Origin of the sequence: Vibrio sp. VPAP30 (assembly GCF_001188205.1) — a bacterium.
GTDB classification, from domain to species: Bacteria; Pseudomonadota; Gammaproteobacteria; order Enterobacterales; family Vibrionaceae; genus Vibrio; species Vibrio bivalvicida.
Genome location: NZ_LBLS01000026.1, coordinates 206,343 through 226,923, shown reverse-complemented (window position 1 = coordinate 226,923; position 20,581 = coordinate 206,343). Strand labels below are relative to the sequence as shown.

General features: G+C 44.8%; 17 protein-coding genes. 8 read left to right on the top strand and 9 right to left on the bottom strand.

The genetic code is table 11. The features are described from left to right. Nucleotides 1-168 precede the first annotated feature (168 nt). Nucleotides 169-2,037, top strand: coding sequence for a tetratricopeptide repeat-containing diguanylate cyclase (locus ZX61_RS11525; RefSeq protein ID WP_235431333.1), 1,869 nt, complete (start codon nucleotides 169-171; stop codon nucleotides 2,035-2,037). 61 nt (nucleotides 2,038-2,098) lie between these two features. Here ZX61_RS11525 and ZX61_RS24075 read toward each other — a convergent pair whose 3' ends face one another. Together ZX61_RS24075 and ZX61_RS11520 are read right to left on the bottom strand one after the other, a co-directional pair. Beyond that, on the bottom strand, nucleotides 2,099-2,335 hold the full coding sequence (locus ZX61_RS24075) for a substrate-binding domain-containing protein (protein ID WP_235431332.1): 237 nt from the start codon (nucleotides 2,333-2,335) through the stop codon (nucleotides 2,099-2,101). A gap of 77 nt (nucleotides 2,336-2,412) precedes the next feature. Beyond that, nucleotides 2,413-3,324 (bottom strand): DMT family transporter, encoded by a 912-nt coding sequence (locus tag ZX61_RS11520; RefSeq protein WP_049844766.1) that lies wholly within the window; start codon nucleotides 3,322-3,324, stop codon nucleotides 2,413-2,415. Nucleotides 3,325-3,411: 87 nt separating this feature from the next. Between ZX61_RS11520 and ZX61_RS11515 the strand changes: the two genes are divergently transcribed. Next, the gene (locus ZX61_RS11515) at nucleotides 3,412-4,317 is read left to right on the top strand and encodes a LysR family transcriptional regulator (protein ID WP_049844765.1); all 906 of its coding nucleotides are present in this window, start codon (nucleotides 3,412-3,414) and stop codon (nucleotides 4,315-4,317) included. Nucleotides 4,318-4,415: 98 nt separating this feature from the next. Here the strand turns inward: ZX61_RS11515 and ZX61_RS11510 are convergent, their stop codons facing one another. Next, the gene (locus tag ZX61_RS11510) at nucleotides 4,416-4,859 is read right to left on the bottom strand and encodes a CopD family protein (RefSeq protein ID WP_049844764.1); all 444 of its coding nucleotides are present in this window, start codon (nucleotides 4,857-4,859) and stop codon (nucleotides 4,416-4,418) included. A gap of 235 nt (nucleotides 4,860-5,094) precedes the next feature. Between ZX61_RS11510 and ZX61_RS11505 the strand changes: the two genes are divergently transcribed. Next, complete coding sequence (locus tag ZX61_RS11505) at nucleotides 5,095-6,045, top strand: endonuclease/exonuclease/phosphatase family protein (RefSeq protein WP_049844763.1); 951 nt, start codon at nucleotides 5,095-5,097, stop codon at nucleotides 6,043-6,045. Nucleotides 6,046-6,081: 36 nt separating this feature from the next. Here ZX61_RS11505 and ZX61_RS11500 read toward each other — a convergent pair whose 3' ends face one another. Further along, the gene (locus ZX61_RS11500) at nucleotides 6,082-6,558 is read right to left on the bottom strand and encodes a hypothetical protein (RefSeq protein WP_049844762.1); all 477 of its coding nucleotides are present in this window, start codon (nucleotides 6,556-6,558) and stop codon (nucleotides 6,082-6,084) included. After that, nucleotides 6,555-6,884: a DUF805 domain-containing protein gene (locus ZX61_RS11495; protein WP_049844761.1), complete on the bottom strand. Its 330-nt coding sequence runs from the start codon at nucleotides 6,882-6,884 to the stop codon at nucleotides 6,555-6,557. The genes ZX61_RS11500 and ZX61_RS11495 overlap by 4 nt, the downstream gene beginning before the upstream one ends. 181 nt (nucleotides 6,885-7,065) lie before the next feature. Here ZX61_RS11495 and ZX61_RS11490 point away from each other — a divergent pair, with 181 nt between their 5' ends. Continuing rightward, nucleotides 7,066-8,106 (top strand): helix-turn-helix domain-containing protein, encoded by a 1,041-nt coding sequence (locus ZX61_RS11490; protein ID WP_049844760.1) that lies wholly within the window; start codon nucleotides 7,066-7,068, stop codon nucleotides 8,104-8,106. A 125-nt stretch (nucleotides 8,107-8,231) separates the two neighbouring features. Further along, entirely contained in the window at nucleotides 8,232-10,697 is a 2,466-nt protein-coding gene (locus ZX61_RS11485; RefSeq protein ID WP_049844759.1) for a diguanylate cyclase, read from the top strand. A 21-nt stretch (nucleotides 10,698-10,718) separates the two neighbouring features. Here ZX61_RS11485 and ZX61_RS11480 read toward each other — a convergent pair whose 3' ends face one another. The 3 genes from ZX61_RS11480 to napG form a co-directional block, all read right to left on the bottom strand. Beyond that, a complete protein-coding gene (locus tag ZX61_RS11480; protein ID WP_049844758.1) occupies nucleotides 10,719-12,302 on the bottom strand; it encodes an ATP-binding cassette domain-containing protein in 1,584 nt (527 codons plus the stop codon). A gap of 314 nt (nucleotides 12,303-12,616) precedes the next feature. Further along, on the bottom strand, nucleotides 12,617-13,471 hold the full coding sequence (gene napH, locus ZX61_RS11475; RefSeq protein ID WP_049844757.1) for a quinol dehydrogenase ferredoxin subunit NapH: 855 nt from the start codon (nucleotides 13,469-13,471) through the stop codon (nucleotides 12,617-12,619). Further along, nucleotides 13,471-14,232 carry a ferredoxin-type protein NapG gene (gene napG / locus ZX61_RS11470; protein WP_038197251.1) on the bottom strand — a complete coding sequence of 254 codons (762 nt, stop codon included), beginning with the start codon at nucleotides 14,230-14,232 and terminating at the stop codon, nucleotides 13,471-13,473. The genes napH and napG overlap by 1 nt, the downstream gene beginning before the upstream one ends. A gap of 316 nt (nucleotides 14,233-14,548) precedes the next feature. Here napG and fdhF point away from each other — a divergent pair, with 316 nt between their 5' ends. Both fdhF and ZX61_RS11460 read left to right on the top strand, forming a co-directional pair. Beyond that, nucleotides 14,549-18,760, top strand: coding sequence for a formate dehydrogenase subunit alpha (fdhF, locus tag ZX61_RS11465; RefSeq protein WP_049844756.1), 4,212 nt, complete (start codon nucleotides 14,549-14,551; stop codon nucleotides 18,758-18,760). 291 nt (nucleotides 18,761-19,051) lie between these two features. Then, the gene (locus tag ZX61_RS11460) at nucleotides 19,052-19,606 is read left to right on the top strand and encodes a class IV adenylate cyclase (RefSeq protein ID WP_049844755.1); all 555 of its coding nucleotides are present in this window, start codon (nucleotides 19,052-19,054) and stop codon (nucleotides 19,604-19,606) included. Between the two features lie 5 nt (nucleotides 19,607-19,611). On the opposite strand, the gene ZX61_RS11455 is transcribed toward ZX61_RS11460, so the two are convergent. Further along, nucleotides 19,612-20,001, bottom strand: a complete 390-nt coding sequence (locus ZX61_RS11455) for a helix-turn-helix domain-containing protein (RefSeq protein ID WP_049844754.1) — start codon at nucleotides 19,999-20,001, stop codon at nucleotides 19,612-19,614. A gap of 89 nt (nucleotides 20,002-20,090) precedes the next feature. Between ZX61_RS11455 and ZX61_RS11450 the strand changes: the two genes are divergently transcribed. Beyond that, entirely contained in the window at nucleotides 20,091-20,573 is a 483-nt protein-coding gene (locus tag ZX61_RS11450; protein ID WP_049844753.1) for a DUF2938 domain-containing protein, read from the top strand. Nucleotides 20,574-20,581: the final 8 nt, after the last annotated feature.

The following is a 20,581-nucleotide window of genomic DNA, read 5'->3' as shown; positions in this document are numbered from 1 at the left end:
GCTGGACAAACCATTATTAAATATCGTCCATAATGCAGTGCAGCCTATCTATAAGGTGGTAAACTAAAGTATTAATAATCTGAAGTTTTAGACCTTTAAGATAACAACCCCTAATGAGTGAGACTACCTGATTTAATGAAACGCCTTTTTACCATAATGGTTCCCATTTTGGCATGGATTGCCGCAGCTCCGACTTATGCTGCCTGCAATGTTGCGGCTGATCAGGACTTCCTATACTCACATATTACTCCTCAAGATCGCCCAATGCTTGAGTTTTACTATCATTCCTTATGCCGCCCAGGGTCGGACAGCTTTAGCGAAGTAAGGCTGCCTAGTAATGCTTCTGCTTCTTCTCAAGCACTTTATTACTTTGCTCTTGGCAATTTAAAAAAGTACGAAGGAATAACAAGCTCAAGCATCCCTGATATGGAAAAACTCGGGACTGAGAACAACATAAACTGGATAATTGCAGAAGCTAAACTCAATCAAGCACTTAAACTCATTGATGCCGACTTGTTACTCCAAGCAGAATACCTTCTCAATGAGGTAGTGCCTGTTGCTCGTGAAATTGGTTATCGACGCCTTCTTGCTCGTACTTATCGCTGGTTAGGAAACATAAAAGTTCAGCGTTCCGATATCAAAGCCAGTTTGAATTACTACAAAACCGCATACGAACTGGTCAGTGAAATTGGTGATGACTTTCAAACCACTATGACACTAAACAATATTGCCACCGTCTATATGCAGTCTGAAGATTGGAAGCGTGCTGGCAAATATATCCAACGTGCATTAAAACTCTATACTGACAACAAATATGACAACAGCCTATTTGAGGCCATTTTATTTGCCAATTCAAGCGCTATCTATTTCGCAACGGGGCAAAATGAGCAAGCCCGAGACTATATAAAAAAAGCACTAAAACAAGCAGAAAAAACGGGCTCAAATCGAATAAAAATTTCGACCTTATCCAACATGTCACAATTATTTTCTACCGTTGGTCAACCCAAAGAAGCGCTCACGATGGCGAAGCGTTGTGTACTGCAGGCCGAAAAAGCCTCGAATTCAAGCCTTATGTTGGCGAGCTGCTATGAGGCCTATTCAAGCGCTTACCTAATGCAGCACGACTATCAGAAAGCCATCACATATGCCCATAAAGTTCTTAATATTTTGCATACTTCAGAGAGTAAAGAAATCACATGGGAAATGGACATTCTATCAAAACTTGTCGAAGCACATGAAGCAATAGGCAACTATGAAAAAGCACTTAAGTTCATGAAACAAAAATACTTAGTGCGTAAAAACTATTACCGCCAAACTTATAACGAAGACATACTCAGTGAAAAGAGTGCCTTAGAAAGGCGCTTGAATAAGAGAGAGATCGAGCTACTCGAAGCAAAAAACCAACTCCAGACCATTACTTTAAAAGAGCAGCGCTCGCGTGAGATCCTCTACGCAGCACTGTTTTTGATACTGGCCTATTTTGTTGCTCGCAGTGTATTCCGCTTAAAGCGAGCGAACTTGGAACTGCGTAACCAAAACACCACTGACCCATTAACTGGGGCTTATAATCGACGGTTTTTGGAGAATTGGCTGGAGCAATCTCCCTCTTCAATGCAAAGTCCTATTTATGTCGTTTGCGTAATTGATATTGATAGCTTTAAATTGTTTAACGATACGTATGGCCATGAAATAGGGGATCTAGTCCTTAAGGAAACGGTCGTAACTTTACAAAATAGCTTACGAAAAAAAGACATTTTGGTTCGATGGGGGGGCGAAGAGTTTGTTTTAATTATGCCTATTGACAACTTAGACAAACTTGAAGAAACCCTAGAAAGGCTCAGGGCGAACGTTGAACAGCATATCGCTCATCATAATGAGCAGCAATTTAGTATCACGGTCTCCATCGGTGCTTCGTCATGCAAAAGAGAACTTCTTGCCGAAGAGTGGGAAACCGTATTCGCACAAGCAGATGCCGCTTTGTACCAAGCCAAAGATGCAGGGCGAAATCGCTATCAGATTTACTCCAATCAAACGTAATTTAACACGTTATTTTTTTAACCGTTCCTGCTACCCAAAATTCGTTTTCCCTGGACTGAACCTACTCAGCAAGGAAGTCAACAAAGTAGCGAATTCGCGCTGTTCTGCGCAGATCGCTGTGCACCAATAACCAAATGCTGCGATAGGGAACTGGCTTCTGGAAAGGCGCACGTACTAAGTTTGGATGCCTATCCCCCAGATTACACGCCAGATAAGCCATTAGTGAAGTCAAAGCCATCCCATGAGGCATAGAGACATACACCGTTCCCACGGGGTCAGAGTCTCTGCCGATGATCATTCTCGACCCAGATGTCATCTCGTCTTCAACTCTTTCTGCATAAGGCAGTACTCATTGTACTGCCTTGTTTAATAAATCTATGCTTTCACCGCTTCAATCGATACCTTTTTAAAGGGACTTGAGTTGCCAATAAACACCCCAACACCGACCAAAACAATACCTAAAACATGAACCCATTCAACATGCTGACCAAAATAGATCGAAATCAGTAAAGTAAACACAGGCATGATATTGAACAACGATGCCGTTTTATCCGGTCCAAGGACTATCGCACCTTTCATCCAAAAGTAATATGCAATCAAAGTTCCGAATAGGCTCATATAAGTTATTAGTGCCAAATCCTGAACACCAATAGAATCGATACTTTTGCCAAAATCCCTTTGAAGAGTTGCGATAAATAGCATCTGCATAGCACCAATGCTCAACACCCATCTCAGTTGCTGTCCTACAGGTATATGAGGTGTCAAACGCTTCGCTAAAATCGTATATAAACAACCACTCAACAAGGCGCACGCCATAAGAATGTCACCAATATTCAGTGCTATTGACGTCATTTCCCCACCAGTAATGACAATAATCACTCCAACAAAGCTCACTAACGCACCTAAGATTGTTTTATACGAAATGGGGGAATTAAGAATGAGCCCTGAGAGCAAAATAGCTACTAGAGGCATATTTGCTTGAACGACTGCCGCATTGACGGGAACAGTGAAAGTCATCGCATAAAAAATTGAACAGTTTTGTAAAGTGACGCCGATTGTCGCGATGATAAACAACGAGAACATGTCTTTACTCTTAAGCTTTACTTCATGTGGATATCGCATACCCCATCTCAATATCAGTAAAATCAAAGCAGCTATTGAAAATCTTAAAGCTGCGGAAACTAGCGGCGATATATTTCCATCGATAGCTTTAATGACATTAAAGTTACTAGACCAGAAAAAGATAGCGATAACAACGCCGCCCCAAACAGATAAATGTTTAGACATAAAGTATCCTTATAAACTTGACTCAGCAAGGTTATATATTTCATAGTTGCCTTTTAATAGACACTTATGGGAGGGGTAATTTCAAATATGGAATCTCATTCTCTAGACGATTTATATTTATTTGTTTCCATAGCGCGTTATCGCAGCCTTACACAAGCCTCTGAGCACTTAAATATTCCTCTTGCAACCTTGAGCCGAAAGCTTAAAAAGCTGGAAACAAGCTTAGGATGCCGATTGCTCAACAGAAGTGCGCATCACTTCGTATTAACACAAGATGGAGAAAAATATAGGCAGCAATGCGAACCTTTACTTCAAGGTTTAGAAAACGTTACAACTCGCATTGCAACCGAGCGCCAGTCCCTATCGGGCACACTCAAGATATCGGCCCCAATCAACATGACCCAAATGTGGTTAAAGAGATGTGTCTATGAATTTGCAGAAAAGCATCCCAACATATGCATTGATTTAGATGTGCAAAATGAGAAGGTCAACCTAGTTTCCAATCGTATCGACGTCACATTTCGTCTTGGGGATCTCATAGAGCAGGATTGGATTGCTCGTAAACTTTGGTCCATTCCTTTCGGGCTATGCGCGTCACGGAGTTACCTAGAGCAGTACGAACCAATCGCTCACCCTAAACAACTAGTTAATCATCGACTAATTACTTTAAACAACGACCGCACTTGGACGTTAATCAACCAGCTAACCAATGAAACATATTGTGAGCAGCCTAAATGTCATTTCGCTTCTAATGATGTTCTACTTGTCCGCGATGCAGTCATTCAAGGACTGGGGATTGCTTGGATACCCACCTATTATTTTCATGACCTTAATCAGGAACACTTCAACCTACAGCCGTTGTTGCCTGACTGGCTGGCTCCCGGTAAAGAAGTCTATATGATGTATAGAGACAGAGGAAATCGCCCAGCAAGAGTCGATGCTTTCATTGAGCATGTTATTGATTGGAAAAACCGATTTAAAATGTTTATCTAGCCCTAAGTAAATACTTAGATGGCTATGGTTAAAAAGCCGGTACTGGGTAGTGCTTGCTCCCAAATAGCCCTAGCTAAAGAAAACACTTTTACTTTCTACTAGTACAACCACCCAACTCGAAAAGATACGCCAACAATAACAAACAGTATTGAGAAAACAGTAACCGGAATAATGTGCAATGCCATATCAGTGAGATTAGATTCTGATAATTTAGGAATCACTCGGAACCTTGCATCTAATGCGAATAGAAAAGTGAGCAATAGCAGAGTAAGTTTAGCGGCAATCCCGTGCGAAATTGGAATAGACATATCAATCCATAAACTCACATCAGGTAACATTCTGTATGCCAACATAAGCCCTGTAATGATTTGAATAACTAGCGCAGGCATACCTATTTTTTCATAGACAGATTCAAAATCCAAAAGTCTCTGGGCAGAGCGTTCTCGTAGCACCCTAGGCAGCACGACCACAGCTAGTACGATATGTCCTCCTGTCCAAATAGTCGCCGCGAGTATATGTAATGTGACTAACAAACCATACATGTTTTGTCCCTTCTCTACTGGTTAGGCAGACCGCATTGAGCGATGCGAGATTGATTACCTTCAATAGTGACACCTCACAAAAATGAGAACCATAATCAATATCAATTAATTGATAGTTAATTAATTCCCCCACCTGAACCTTTTGACAAAAATCTATCCAGTAAAACTATTCAGCTACAGCAAGTTAGTTGGATTTTGATTACACTAAACTTTTAGAGTTTGTAGAGCCGTTCCATTGCTGACCAATAAAACGCTGACTTTCGCTACGGCGAATCTGTTTAATTTTGTAGAGCCTCCAAAGGCGTTTTACGACTTTGAAAACATCTATGATGGCGAAGCATGGAAAGAGAAGTGTCGCTGGACTCAAGAAAAACTCAACATCCTAAACGCGGACATTGTTGGTGTTCAAGAGGTGTTTAGTATCGACGCCGCGCGAATCTTATTTGAAGAACTAGGCTACCCTCATTTTGCGGTCGTCGACGAACCTCATCTAGAGCAGGACTATATTTGCTCTCAACCCGTTGTCGCCATTGCATCACGATACCCAATTGTCAGCGTCAGTGCCGTCACTCCGCTAACTTCGATTGAAGAGAGCTATCAGGTTAAGGCTCCCGACTTTAGCCGCAAACCAATTTATGCCACGGTCGAGATACCAGATATCGGCGAGGTAGCCGTTTATGTCTGTCACCTTAAGTCACAACGGCCAATAGACAGCCTTGATGCTGAGAAAGCTCACTCACTCTTGGGTCAATGGTTATCAAGCCAGCAAAGGGGATGGGAAGCGGTTATGCTACGAGTGTTTATGGAACAGCTATATAATAACCACCCAATCCCAACGGTGCTGATGGGAGATATGAACCAAGCGATAAGCAGCAATATTACTGGTTTACTGACTCAGCAACTCAATGAAGATGATAAACAACTCAGGCTAAGAGATAGCTGGCAGCTTCAACCTACATCGGCATTTGAAAGTGAGCGACCGCCTACTCACTATCATTTTGCTAAAGGGAATGTGCTCGACTACATTCTGCTGTCACAGGAGTTTCAACCCGACTCTCAGTATTCGATGGCTGACGTCACAGAGTACCAAACACTGGATGCCCACTTGATCAACCCAAGCTTTGAAAAAGACAAGAAAGCCAGTGACCATGCCTTTGTCGCTGTAACAGTTCAGTTTGTTCTATAAGCTAAAACGAGTGACATCCACTCGTTTTCTGCTTACTTAACTGCACCCAATTTTTGGTTCCTCTCCCATAAGCCAAGAGATCCACCTTCTCTTCGAGTTCAATATAAAACCCTCTTCGGCACCGATACCACCAGTGATGAATCCATCTATGGGAGCATCACTTAGGTTAAGCGAAAACCGCCAATTTTTACTATTTATTCGTTGACCATGTTGAATTGCCTGATTAAGTTGCTCACTAACCACATAAAGGGTAAAACCCTTTGCTTCGCTGATCCCTAACCCAGAATCTGACACACTACCGATAGCCACTGGCAGCTCCATAGTACAATCGCGACCATCGGGATCTGAAAAACGGTAGATGGCATTTCCAACCCTTCCTTTTAGCCAAACTAATTGTCCTTGGGTCATTTGATCTGCGACGATAACGCCTAACGAATTGGATGGCACTTCCTGCGAGGCAACAGCAACTGCGGAAGCCGAACATAGAAATAGAAGCTTGATGACGTTTTTCATGCTGACGCCTCCTCAGTCATATGCGTAAGAGTCGGTTGAGCTAACAGGTAAACCAACCAAAATGGCCCTGCAATGGGGACGAAAAACACAAAGCCCCAATATCCTGTTTTACCACTATCGTGGAGCCTTCGAGCTATAGCAGAAAGAGTAGGAATTAAGCTCAAAATGCCATAGGTAGCATCAAACCAACTTTTCATCGCAACATCAGCCAATATACAAACCAAACTAACCAAGGCATGTACAAGGAAGAACCACCAAAATTCCTGTTTCGACGAGCAGCCAGAGAAGTCAAAACTGCGCCTCCACGCCAATAAATAAAACCGCATAAATGTCACTCCTTTATAAACAACAAGGAGATTTTCAGGCGATTTCGAATCTAAAAAGACCTAAATCGCGTTCTAGGTCGTCTCAAAACCGGCATTTGTCCTATTATTGGTTTTAATTAAATTTCAAAGAGTTATCCTTATTGGTACTCGAAACGGAATCAAACTTCATCTAGGACCGATTATGCTCGCCATTCCTGTGCCTTTTGTTGTCTCAATGCTACTTGGGCTATTAGCGATTACGCTCTATTTGCGTTTCGGGCCACAAACCAAAGCAGCTTGTTTGTTTCTAGGGTTGTGCGCAACAACAATCGCTATGGTAGGTTTGAGATGGACATTTGATGTCTCACTGTTTAACTTTTTCCAGCCCGTTTTAGCTTCTCTGATTCCGGTTTGTGCTTGGTTCGTTTTTTCGGCATCAACGCAAAGAAACTTATGGTCACTAGTAAAGCACTTTGTCGCGCCTGCATACATATTGACTAGCGTGGCTACTCAAGATTGGTTGTCACTCCCTATAGATGAAGTTCTCACTCTTACCTATATCGGTTATGGCATTGGGTTGATCCGGTTTGCAGGAAAAGAGTCCTTATTGATCAATGTTTCTCTAGGAAGTTGGGATAACGTTAAGAAAGCAGAGAGTATTGCGGGTTGGATGTTACTGTTTTCAGCACTCGTCGATACATTGATGTCACTGGATTTCGCTTACAACAAAGGGGAGATGTCGTTATATATACTGACTGTTGCCCACCTAGTATTGTTGCCGACGCTCTCTATTGCTGTCGTTATTGTTGGCATAAACACACCTATCTCAGAGACTGAGAACGCTGAAGCACAGCCAGATCATTTGATAAGTAATACTGTTTCTACAATGACGATGTCACAAGAGCGAGCTATCGAGATTACGTCTTTGTTAGATGAGAAAATACGTCGAGAGTCTCTGTATCTCGATCCCGATTTAACACTCGCGAAACTTAGCCGTAAACTCGTCATACCCGCTAAGCATATTTCTATCGCAGTCAATCAAGTACATGCTCAAAATATTTCTAAACTCATAAACTCTTACCGCGTTTGCCATGCAAAACAGGCGCTACGCAGCTCTCAAGATACCGTGACACAGATTTTCATGAATAGTGGCTTTCAGACTAAATCAAATTTTAACCGGGAATTTTCAAGAATCACTGGTATGACCCCAAGTCAGTATCGTAAAGCTAAATCAGCGCAATAAACCTAACCATCTGAGTTCGTTGACACAAACATTGAACTTAAACTTAATTACGACTTAGAACTACGCCTAACTGACTAAAGTAGCGACTGCTATACTAGAGAAAACCCATCTCTTGAACGGTACTAATGAAAGTTCGCGCAATACTGTTGTTTTTCTTATTGTTACCCATTCAAGTTATGAGTGCAGAGATCGCGCTGTTTGTTCCGCGAACAGAGAGTGCTTCGTGGCAATCACAAATAAGATTTGCCCAAGCGGCTGCCAATGACCTTGGCGTTACCTTACATGTCTATGATGCAGAGAACCAACCCGAGACCATGTTGAAGCAAGTCTCCCAAGCATGTGAGAAAGGCGTAGATGGTGTTCTGTTCATGAACTACGAACAGATAGGTGAAAAGCTGCTTACCATTACTGAGAAGTGCAAAATACCGAGTATTCTTTTCAACACAGGGTTTAACTCCCGCGATTTTCTCCCTCGAACCAAATATCGTTACTGGATTGGAGAAATTACTCCTAACGATATCAAAGCAGGTTCCGTTTTGGCCGAGCAACTGCTGCTAAAAGCCAATGGTCAGATCAACAAAGTAAAAATGCTGGTGCTCAATGGTAATCTCAAGGAGTTATCGGCAATCGAGAGAAACCAAGGGCTTTATCAATTTATACGGCACAACCCGAGCGTAACTGTTGTTGCAGAAAGTGACTCCAATATGAGTTGGGGGCGTGAAGAAGCGAAACGCCAATTTAAGCATTTTTACCAACGTCATCCTGAGATCAACATGGTATGGGCCGCCTCTGACACTATCGCATTAGGTGCCAGAGATGCCATGCGAGAGCTAGAGTTACCGCTAAATTCCATCTATATCGGAGGAGTGGATTGGCTACCGGAAGCACTTAGAGTAATTGAAGAGGGAGAGCCCTATATCTCGGTTGGCGGTCACTTTACCGAAGCGGCGTGGAGCATGATCTTGTTGAACGACTATCTTGATGGTCACGATTTTATTGCTGAATCCACCCAGTTTCGCTCCCCATTCTATTCAATCAATCATGCCAATGTAGCCATGTTTCAAAGCTTTATTGACGACAATTGGCAACGTATTGATTTTCAGGCGCTCTCTAAACAACATGAGAGCGATAAACTATATAACTTCAGCATCAAATTCCTACTTGATGGTTATTATCAAAACACCAAAGCACTCAAGTTGACCGATGAAGAAGTAGAATGGTTAAGAGATCATAACGAACTAAGGTTAGCAATTGATATAGATTGGCCGCCGTTTGAGTATGTCGACGGTAGTGGAGAGTATCAGGGCATTGCTGCCGACTACATTAAGCTGATCGCTCAGCGCTTAGGGATAGAGCTTGTTCCCAGTACCAATATGAGTTGGTCTGAGGTTGTTGAAGCTTCAAAACAGCGAGCACTAGACATTTACCCTGCTCTTCCTGTCACGCAAGATCGTGAGCAATATCTGGACTTCACTCGCCCATACCTCAGTTTTCCACTCATGATTATCACCAATCAAGACATTCCTTATGTGCGCGATATTGAGGCTCTCAATGGTATGCAGGTTGCAGCGGTAGAAGGGTATAGCTCATACGAACTACTGCGAGACAATCACCCACAAATCAAGCTGTATGCGGCTGAAAACGTATCAGATGCTCTGCAATCCGTCGCATCAGGCAAAGTAGATGCATACGTAGGTAATATTGCAACCGCCAACTATGTTATGACACGCGAAGGGTATAGCAACCTTAAAGTCTCAGGGCTCACACCGTATCGAATTGATCTAAGAATGGCAGTGCGAAGCGACTGGCCAATCCTTAACAGCATCTTGCAGAAGTCTTTGGACGCCCTCTCTGAAGAAGAGAAACAAACCATCTACTCCCGATGGGTAACGGTTAGATACGAACACGGAGTGGATTATAGTCTCGTGTGGAAAATCGCTCTTGTGTCACTGTCGGTGTTAATTTTACTAAGTTACTGGACGAGCAAACTCTCCAAGTTAAATGACAAACTCAATAGCGAAATTACCGAGCGAAAGCAGATAGAACAGCAGCTGTTACATGAGAAAAACAAAATCGAGCAGCTGTCGATTACTGACCCTTTAACAGGACTGTTTAACCGCCGTTACTATAACAAAAAGCTCCCTACAGAAATCTTACGAGCGCAGAGCACCCAAGACTGGCTGAGTTTTGTAATTATTGATGTCGATGACTTCAAGCAATACAACGACCATTACGGACATCTTAACGGTGACAAACAGCTCGTCGAGTTTGCTAATGCCCTGAAAAAGCAGTGTCAGCAAAGTTCTGATTACTGCTTCCGCCTGGGCGGAGAGGAATTTGGGGTGCTGTTTACGGGGCGTTCTCCAGAAGAAGCCATATCGTTCGTCAACCAAATCCGACTGGAGATTGAATCGTTACAGTTAGAGCACCAGTTTAGCCGCGCTTCTGATGTTATTACGGCTTCGTTCGGAATAGTGACGACCAACAAACCTAAGTACACGATGGAACAACTTTATGAAACCGCTGATGCCGCCCTCTATGATGCCAAAGAGAGCGGCCGTAACACGGTTGTTGTTAAAGAGCTAAAATAGCGAACTTAAGCCTTTAGCCGATTAAAACTCGTTACTCAGGTTGTAAGTTTCATTTACCCCACTTTCCTGCACAAAGTCCTCATCGTGACTGACCAAGACAAATGCTCCACTGTACTGATTTAACGTCTGGGCGAGTAACTGCTTAGACTCCAGATCAAGGTGGTTATCAGGCTCATCCAACAAAAGTATCGGCTGAGTTGGCTGATGGCTGACCACCAGCATTGCTAACTTCATTTTCTCACCACCACTTAGCTGCTTGACTGTGCGGAAAACCGAATCACGCCGAAAGCCGATACCTGCTAACAAAGTTCTAGTCTCCGCTTCCAATAGTCCACGGCACATTTCCATCACCGTCTCTAACAGAGTCTTGGTGTTATCTAACAAGCCAAAGTGTTGGTCTAAGTAAAATAACGGCGTATTGAGGTAACAGTCACCGCTGAGCAAAGTACTTTTGCCCCGCAAGATATTAAGCAAGGTAGACTTGCCTGACCCATTGCCACCATGCAACCAAAGTTTGCTAGTTCCCGTTAGCTGCAAATGAATAGGCTCCTGGCAACCATAAGGTAAGACACCATTGACTATCGAAACTAGCTGCCCTTTCCGGCCTCCATGACTTTCACCCATATAGAACTTTTGCGCTTTTAACTGCTCACTCCTCTTGTTCAATGCGTGCTCTTTCTTATCAAGCAAGTCTCGACGACTGTTTTCGTTTTTCAGCTTGTTGGACATGGTTCGCTCAGCACTGTCTTTCATACCATCAAGCAAGATTTTAGGTTGGCTGCCACTTCTGCGCGCTTTTATTCCTTTTGCTTGTCTTTGCTCGGCTTTCTCTTTGTTCTTTTGCGCTTGTCGCTCAAGCCTTTTTTGTTCCTTGTGGACACTGTCTAGTTGACGTTCAACCGCCGTTACTTCTAGCTCTTTTTGACTTCTATAGTCGTCATAATTACCGCCAAATTGGGCTAACCCCAAGGTTGAAAGCTCCCATATTTGCTCCATTTCTCGCAATAAAAAGCGATCATGGCTTATAAGCAATATATGACCCGTGAAGGCATTCATTTGCTCACGAAGCCACTCGCGACCCTGTTTGTCTAAATGGTTGGATGGTTCGTCTAGCACTAACAGCTGCGCATCAGATTGAAACAGTTGCCACAACTGTAAGCGTGCGAGCTGTCCGCCGCTTAGCTCTGAACAGAGAAAGTCCGTGTTTCGCGGCAACTGCATCTCACCAAGCTGGTATTCTAGCTCTTGTTTCAACGACCATTGCTCTCCGACAATCTCGAACCAATGATCGTCGCAATCTCCTTGCTCAATTTTCGCCAAAGCGTGCAATACATTTTCAACTCCAAGGTACTGCGCAACAGTAATATTGCCATCCAGTAGCTTTGAAGGTAATTGAGTGTAGGTTTTCACGATCGCATTTAGCGCGACTTCACCCTGAGTGGGACAAAGAGCCTTGGTTAGAATAGAAGCGAGAATTGATTTCCCCACCCCATTACGTCCGACTAACCCGACTTTAGATTGCGTTAACGAACAACAGATATCACTGAAAAGCACCTCGCCATTGTCGAAGTGGTAGCTGATTTTATTGGCTTGTACAACTGGCATAAATTGCCTCCTGTTAGACAGGATTAGGCATTGCACGTAGCAAACAGATCGCAAACAAATGCGATAAAAAACAATCTTGTATAAGAGAAGTCATGCTCGATTGAGCACAGACGGAGCTACGCCGACTAACCCTGTGGAATCCTAATAACGATGTAAAACTGGATAACAGGTGTTAGTTATTCATATTGGCGTAATCTCCTAAAGAAGTGATGGCGGGAGTATAGGGTGATTTTTGTTCAAACTTCAAGCGCTAAAAAATAAAGAGATGATCAACCGCACACATAAGCTTGTTCATCTCTTTATCTCGAATGCTATTAATCGACTTGCTGGACTGAAATACGGTTTTTGAACTCGAAAACCTTTTCTGCACACACATCAATGCAACGTCCGCAGCTCATACAGTCTTGGCTCATGACTCGTCGGTCACCTTCTTTTAGCGGTTGACGCAAAATCTCTGGCTCTGGGCAAACATTGTAGCAATCCATGCATTTGGTGCAGTCTTCACGACGCACTGCTGAAACACGAAGTAAGCTCTTTGAACCAATCACACCGTAGGTTGCACCTAGCGGGCATAAGTGACCGCACCAGCCGTGTTCAACAAGCAGCAAGTCTAGCAAGAAGACCATAACAATCAGTATCCAGCCAGCCCCCATTCCAAACACCAATCCACGATGAAGGGTGGCAACCGGATCAATCCACGCCCAAAGCACGCTTCCCGAAATTGCGCTGCCAATAAGTAGTACTGGAATCAACCAGTAACGAAGTTTAGATGACCAACGGTAGCTCGCCTTTAAATTGAGCTTTCTTCTCAGCCAAGCGGCGAAGTCGGTAACGATATTAAGTGGGCAAACCCAGCCGCAAAAAGCACGCGGGCTCACTACAGCATAAAATACCACCACAATGGCGAAGCCAATCAAAGCGGTGAGTTCAGGCATATGCCCTGCTGCGAGTGTTTGAAGAACAATTAATGGATCACTAAACGGAATGACATCAAACAGATTGCTAGACGATAGGTTGCCCTTTAGTACACCTAAGGTTGGCCCTGCCATGAACAACGCAATGATGCTGAGCTGACATACACGGCGCAGCAGCAAGAAGCGATGAGCCTTCCACCAGCCGAGTTCTCGGATTGCGTCTTTTCCTGCATCTTTCGCTAGATTCTTAGCCATTAGAGCTTACCTCCTAGCGTTTCTAACGCTTCTACAGGCACTTCCGGCGCGCTATTTTCCAGTGACTTGGTTACCTCTTCCCAACCCAATTGGTAGTGAGCTCCCATCTTGCCTTTCGCGAGCTCTGTTGGAATGATCTTAATTGCGGCAACTTCGGTCACACAAGCCTGCTCACATTTGCCACAACCTGTACATTTGTCCGAATGAACGGTTGGAATGAGTTTCGCGTGATAGCCCGTTCTTTCATTGCGAATATGCTCAAGGGTTATTGCTTCATCGACCAGTGGGCAAACACGATAACAGACATCACAGCGCAGACCTTGCCAGTTAAGACAACTTTCATGGTCAATCAACACCGCGGTACCCATGCGCGCATCATCGATATTGGTTAGATTAGGGTCAAGCGCTCCGGTTGGACAAGCAGGTACACAAGGGATGTCTTCACACATCTCGCATGGAATTTTGCGCGCATTAAAGTAAGGCGTTCCTGATTCAACAGAAGAGAGTAGCGTTGCCAACTTCAAGGTATCATAAGGGCAGGCCTGAACACATAAACCGCAACGAGTACATGCCGCCTCAAATTCCCCTTTAGGGAGCGCTCCCGGTGGTCGAACGGGCACACCTTCACCGTTTCTTGCCTGACTTTGCGTCGACTGAAGTCCCAATACTGTCGCAGCGACTCCAACCCCGGCCGCCGTTCGCGCGGCATCCCGCAAGAAGCGACGTCGACTCTCTGATAGCTTTGAATTAGACGAACTCATGACCCAATACCTCTCGCCTTCGCTTACATTGTAAGATGACTTACAACCTACTTTAGCATAGCAACCATAGTAAAATTACGGTTATTTTTGCGAGCAATGAGATCGAGATACATACCTCTAAAGTGGTGTATCAAACTTCAATTGATGCTTATCAACAAACCGCAGTGATAAAGCGCCCATATTGAAATTATTGCAGGGAAAGCACAGCTCACCATCTCCTACAAATATCTAAAGATTGAGTTTTTATCACACGATCTTTCCTTGCGACATATTATCCTTATATAGTGTGTGGCTATATTTTTGCTGCGGGGGTCTTATGATTGAAATCGTAATAGACGGAAAGTACCGAATTGTTGAGCAAGGCTCGACCCTACTAGAAGCGGCCAAAGTGTGTGGAGTAGACATCCCCTCACTATGTGGTCTCAATAAATCAGACCAAAAAGTCCCTTGTGACTTGTGTGTTGTCGAAGTCGAAAGTGGTGGAACTAAACGCGCTTGTGAACTCGAAGTGTATTCTGGGTTGAATGTTATCACTCAATCCCAACAGCTTAGCACCCACCGCAAACAAGCACTCAACCGGATCATGCAAGATCACTACGCCGATTGTGAAGCGCCATGCAAAACCGCTTGCCCTGCGGGTGTCGATATACAGTCTTACTTATATTTCATCGCACAAAACGATCATCAAAAAGCGATTGAAGTGATCAAAAAGACACTACCAATGCCGCTTTCAATTGGCCGTGTTTGCCCTGCATTCTGTGAGAGTGAATGCCGCCGTTCATTGGTTGATGAGTCGATAGCCATTCGACAACTTAAACGTCACGCTGCTGATGCTGACCTTGCAGCACAAGAATCTTATGTACCAGAGAAAAAAACAGCCAAAAACCTTTCCATTGCAATTGTCGGTAGCGGACCGGGTGGCCTAACCGCGGGCTATTACTTGTCCAATGAAGGTTACGATGTCACGGTGTTCGAGTCCATGCCTCAAGCTGGCGGCTGGCTTCGATATGGGATCCCTGAGTACCGACTCCCTAAAGCGATTCTCGACAAAGAAATTGAATTAATGTGCCGTAACGGCATGGTGGTGAAAACGAATCAGAAACTGGGTGAGAATTTTAGCCTATCTCAATTAAGCGAAGATTATGACGCGGTGTGTCTCGCTGTCGGCGCCTCACTCGCTGTCGAGATGAACTATCCGGGTAGTGATTTAGATGGCTGCTACCTAGGTGTGGATTACCTCAAAGATTATGTCACTGAGCAGCACTACACCACTGGCCAAAAGGTTGCAGTAATCGGCGGAGGCAACACAGCAATAGATTGCGCTCGAACTGCTCGCCGAGCCGGAGCTGATACCACCCTGATTTATCGCCGTACTCGCGAAGAGATGCCCGCCGAAGACTACGAGATTGAAGAAGCCGAACACGAAGGTGTGAAGTTCTTATTCTTAACTAACCCTGCCGAAAACATTGCTGACTCAAATGGTCGAGTCAGCTCAGTTCGGTTAGAGAAAATGGCGCTAGGCGCACCGGATTCTTCAGGACGACGCCGACCACAAGCTACTGGTGAGTTCTTCACTGAAGCGTTTGATACCGTGATTGCCGCGGTATCGCAAAAACCTGATTTGAGCTTTCTGGAGAACGATTCACTCTCCATCCCACTGACTCGTTGGAATACCGCGCAAACGGATGACGCCACCATGCACACGGGGACAGGTAATATATTCAGTATTGGTGATTTCAGGCGCGGCCCTGCTACCGCAGTAGAAGCCGTTGGAGATGGTCGCATCGCCGCGAAAGCGATTGATTTATACCTCAATGGCGACATGGCAGATATGCCTAAACCAGAGTTCAACTCACGTAAAGAGAAGAAACTCTCTCAAGTTGATCCGCTTCACTTCGAACATATCGAAAAAGTCGCGCGAAGCATTATGCCAGAGCTCACTCCCGAGCAACGTGAGCAGAGCTTTGCCGAAGTCGAGTTAGGTTTCGATAACGATGACGCCATTCAAGAAGCACTGCGCTGCCTTGAATGTGGCTGCCAAGCCAACACCCAATGTGATTTGCGTGACTACTCAACAGAATATGGTGCCGAGCAACATTTCAAAGTTTCGCTAGAGGTGAAATCTCATCAAGACTGGTTAACACTGCGCAGTAAAGATCCTAGACACAAGTTCCGCGTTGACCGTAGTTCGCAGTTTATCGAATTCGATGCTAACCGCTGTATCAGCTGTGGTCAGTGTATTCAGGCATGTAGCGAACAAGCCGTTCATGGCATTCTCAATTTTGTTCACGATGAGAAAGGACGCCCTGCCCTTCGCCCCGATGATAGACCGCACTTTGGCTCAGCGAGAAATGGTCGTTTGCTAATGGGAGACTCCAACTGTGTGCAGTGCGGAGCGTGTGTGCAAGCCTGCCCGACAGGCGCCATGGTCGATAGCCGAGATCGCTCTCAAGGTCGCAGCGAACAACTTAAACAAATCGATACCATTTGTACTTATTGCGGGGTTGGCTGCAAGCTCACCATGCATGTCGACGAGGCGAGCAATCAAATCCGCTACGTTAAAGGTGCTGAATCTCCCGTTAACCAAAGTATGCTGTGCGTCAAAGGCCGTTTTGGCTTCGACTTTATCAATGATGATTCAAGGCTTACCACACCACTCATCCGTAAAGATGGCTGGCTACAACCAGCAACGTGGCAAGAAGCGATCGATTTAGTCGCGAAGAAGTTCTCTGCGATTAAGCAAGACTTCGGCGGCAATGCGTTGGCAGGTTTCTCGTCAGCAAAAACCACCAACGAAGATAACTATGCATTCCAGAAGTTTATCCGTCGTGAGCTTGGCACTAACAACGTCGACCACTGCGCACGCTTGTGTCATGCCTCTAGCGTTACCGGTCTTGAAGCCTCTTTAGGTAGTGGTGCAATGACCAACGACATCCCAAGCATCAAACATTCGGATGTTATCTTCATCATAGGCTCAGACACCACTTCTGCGCACCCGATTATCGCTTCGCATATCAAGCAGGCAATTCGTCATCATGGCGCTCGTCTGATCGTCGCCGATCCAAAACGGATTGATATGGTCGACCATGCTGAGCTGTACCTCGCTCATAGACCGGGGACAGATGTCATGCTGTTAAACGGGGTGATGCAGCAGATCATTAAAAACGGTTGGTACGATCAAGAGTACATAGAAGAGCGTGTGGATGGTTTCGATACCCTACTTCAAGAAGTGATGTCCCCTGCTTACGTCTTAGATAAAGTCGAGCTAGTCACTGGCGTCAGCGCTGAAGACATCTTTGCCATGGCGCGCACCATAGGCACCGCCAAACGTACCGCTGTTTACTACTCTATGGGCATTACCCAGCATACAACGGGACACGATAACGTTCGCTCAATCGCCAACTTACAGCTCTTGTGCGGTAACATTGGTATTGAAGGTGGCGGCATCAACCCACTACGCGGTCAATCTAATGTCCAAGGTGCCTGTGATATGGGCGCACTACCAAACAACTACCCTGGCTACCAGAAGGTGTATAACCCAATGATCCGCCAGAAGTTCTCTATTGAGTGGAACGCACCCGACCTGCCAGCAGAACCTGGGTTAACACTCACCGAGATCATTGATGGTGCATGCCAACGTAATGTGCGCGGCTTGTACATTATGGGTGAGAACCCAGTATTGAGTGACCCTAACCAAGCCCATGTAATTGAAGGGTTAGAAACGCTCGACTTCTTAGTGGTGCAGGACATCTTCTTAACTGAGACAGCCCAATACGCAGATGTGGTTTTACCTTCATGCTCGTTTGCCGAGAAATCTGGTCACTTCACCAATACAGAACGTCGCGTGCAGAGAGTCAACGCCGCTGTCAACGCTCCGGGAGAAGCGAAAGAGGACTGGTGGATCATCCAACAAATCGCCAATGCAATGGGCAGTGACTGGCACTATCAAAATGTCGCTGACATAACCGCGGAAATTACCCGCGTCACGCCACAATATGCGGGCCTTAAGTGGGATAACATTACGCCAGAAGGTGTCCAGTGGCCGAGCAACAAGAATAACCCTAACGGCACACGCATCATGCACCAAACCCAATTCACTCGTGGTAAAGGGCAGATGGTTGGGGTTCCATTCCGCTACGCGGCCGAACTGCCTGATGAAGAGTTCCCGCTCGTGCTTACAACAGGCCGAGTGTTAGAACAGTTCCACACCGGAACCATGACTCGTAAAACCAAAGGGCTCGACAAGCTTGCTGGACCAAGAGCGATGATCAGTGTACAAGACGCCGAAGCGCTAGGAATCTCAAATGGTCAAAGATTGAAAGTCTCAACCCGAAGAGGAGAGATAGAGATCGACGCGTTTGTGACCAAACGAATCCAAAAAGGGGTGATCTTCATTCCTTTCCACTTCGTCGAGTCGCCAGTTAACAGGCTCACCACCACAGCCACCGACCCACACGCTAAGATCCCAGAGTTTAAGGTCGCAGCAGTGAGAGTTGAAGCGCTAGGCACCGCAGATAACCATGCCTAACTAGCCGGTTTTGATAAGAAAAGAGAGTCAACCATAAGGTTGGCTCTTTTTGTTTATCTATCGATAACTACGCTTTGTTTGAGTAAATCAACGAAGCAAATATATTTTGAAAGCTGCCATTTGAGGGCTGCTAGTGTTATTCGAGACTATGGTATGGATGAACGCTCTGAAGCACTACATGATAGTGTCGATGTTCATCGTTAGAAATACAACTTCAAGGAGTCATACTTCTGACCATGCTTACCATTTTCTTCTTATGATAAACTCTGCTTCTTTCGACTGAGACAACACATGAGTAACAAGCACTTTCAAGGTAAATACGAGGTAGAACTGAAGTATAGCCTAAAATCAAAAGCGAGTTTCTTGGAGATTTTAAACCAGATTCCGCATGAAGTTATGCTGCAGGACAACCTAGAGTCCGACTGGTACTTTGATACTCCTGACAAAACGCTGCTCGCCGATAACAAGAGTGTCTGTATCCGTAAAATGGAGCCATCTGGAATCAAGTTGTGGATAGTAAAAGGGCCAGAAGCAGATCGATGTGAAGCAACAAACATTACCGACGAAGTCAGTGCTATAAGCATGCTGCAAACCATGGGCTATGAAATCACCTTAAAAGCAACAAAGCTAAGAAGTATCTATTTTGTTGGCAACTTTCATATCACAGTTGATTCGCTAGAGGAGATTGGTGATTTTGCCGAGTTCGCCATAATGACAGACGATGAATCCATGCTTGTTGACTATAAATTTGAACTCAAAGCCCTTGCCAGTCAGTTTGGTCTCACTGACTCAGAATTACAGACAAAGTCCTATAAACAAATGTTTGTAGAAAAGTACGGTGAATAAGCACTTTAAGGCAAATAGCGTTTAGCCGACTTCATCAGTTTTTGGAAAGATGGGCACTCTAAATGAGAGGGTTGAGGGCAGTTCGCGACATGGTTGAGGTTATCACGTACTATTGCCAGCCTCTTGATTTGCTCATCAATTTCTTCCACTTTTTGAGTAAGCAAATCTCGGCTAATGGCCAATTCATCGTCGACATCAAACATGGATGCGATCTCTTCTAGCGATAACCCCGCAGCCCGACCCAGTGAAATAATATTTAATTTATTCAAAATATTAGGTGAATATTGTCGACGTAAGCCATTTCTTCCAATCGAACGAATCAGCCCAATCTTTTCATAATACCTGAGTGTGGACGGCGCCAAACCTGACTCTTTCGAAACGACTGCAATATCCATAAATATTCCCGTTGACTTAAAGTTAACTTCAAGTTGTAACATGGTTCAAAACTAGCAGGTTAAAAACGAATTACAACAGGGAAAACGAAATGGCAGTATCAATTTGGCTACAAGCGATTTGGGTTGGTATCGGCGCGACGGTGATCATGGATATTTGGGCTTCAATTCAGAAGCGAGTGCTTGGCATTCCGCCTCTTGATTACGCGTTAGTCGCGCGTTGGGTATGCTTGATACCCCGCGGACAATGGGTTCATCGTCCGATTATGGCGACTCCACCAGTCAAGGGAGAGAAGCTGTTGGGTTGGGCTCTACATTATTTGACTGGTATCGTATTTGCGTTAGTCCACATACTTATTTTGGGCGAAACATGGCTGATGAATCCGAGTATCGTACCTGCACTTATGACAGGCATAGTGACATTAGCGTTTCCATTCTTGATCATCCAGCCTTGCCTAGGATTTGGTATTGCCGCAACCAAAACACCCTCGCCGTGGAAAGCACGAGGGTTAAGTTTGTTAGCGCATAGCTTCTATGGTTTTGGCTTGTACCTAACAGCGCTTGTAACGCTATAGAGACATTA

What these genes read in the sequence shown, in the direction of transcription:
- ZX61_RS24075 (WP_235431332.1), bottom strand. Translation starts at nt 2,335, where the DNA reads ATGATCATCGGCAGAGACTCTGACCCCGTGGGAACGGTGTATGTCTCT.
- ZX61_RS11520 (WP_049844766.1), bottom strand. Translation starts at nt 3,324, where the DNA reads ATGTCTAAACATTTATCTGTTTGGGGCGGCGTTGTTATCGCTATCTTT.
- ZX61_RS11515 (WP_049844765.1), top strand. Translation starts at nt 3,412, where the DNA reads ATGGAATCTCATTCTCTAGACGATTTATATTTATTTGTTTCCATAGCG.
- ZX61_RS11510 (WP_049844764.1), bottom strand. Translation starts at nt 4,859, where the DNA reads ATGTATGGTTTGTTAGTCACATTACATATACTCGCGGCGACTATTTGG.
- ZX61_RS11500 (WP_049844762.1), bottom strand. Translation starts at nt 6,558, where the DNA reads ATGAAAAACGTCATCAAGCTTCTATTTCTATGTTCGGCTTCCGCAGTT.
- ZX61_RS11495 (WP_049844761.1), bottom strand. Translation starts at nt 6,884, where the DNA reads ATGCGGTTTTATTTATTGGCGTGGAGGCGCAGTTTTGACTTCTCTGGC.
- ZX61_RS11490 (WP_049844760.1), top strand. Translation starts at nt 7,066, where the DNA reads ATGCTCGCCATTCCTGTGCCTTTTGTTGTCTCAATGCTACTTGGGCTA.
- ZX61_RS11485 (WP_049844759.1), top strand. Translation starts at nt 8,232, where the DNA reads ATGAAAGTTCGCGCAATACTGTTGTTTTTCTTATTGTTACCCATTCAA.
- ZX61_RS11480 (WP_049844758.1), bottom strand. Translation starts at nt 12,302, where the DNA reads ATGCCAGTTGTACAAGCCAATAAAATCAGCTACCACTTCGACAATGGC.
- napH (WP_049844757.1), bottom strand. Translation starts at nt 13,471, where the DNA reads ATGGCTAAGAATCTAGCGAAAGATGCAGGAAAAGACGCAATCCGAGAA.
- napG (WP_038197251.1), bottom strand. Translation starts at nt 14,232, where the DNA reads ATGAGTTCGTCTAATTCAAAGCTATCAGAGAGTCGACGTCGCTTCTTG.
- fdhF (WP_049844756.1), top strand. Translation starts at nt 14,549, where the DNA reads ATGATTGAAATCGTAATAGACGGAAAGTACCGAATTGTTGAGCAAGGC.
- ZX61_RS11460 (WP_049844755.1), top strand. Translation starts at nt 19,052, where the DNA reads ATGAGTAACAAGCACTTTCAAGGTAAATACGAGGTAGAACTGAAGTAT.
- ZX61_RS11455 (WP_049844754.1), bottom strand. Translation starts at nt 20,001, where the DNA reads ATGGATATTGCAGTCGTTTCGAAAGAGTCAGGTTTGGCGCCGTCCACA.
- ZX61_RS11450 (WP_049844753.1), top strand. Translation starts at nt 20,091, where the DNA reads ATGGCAGTATCAATTTGGCTACAAGCGATTTGGGTTGGTATCGGCGCG.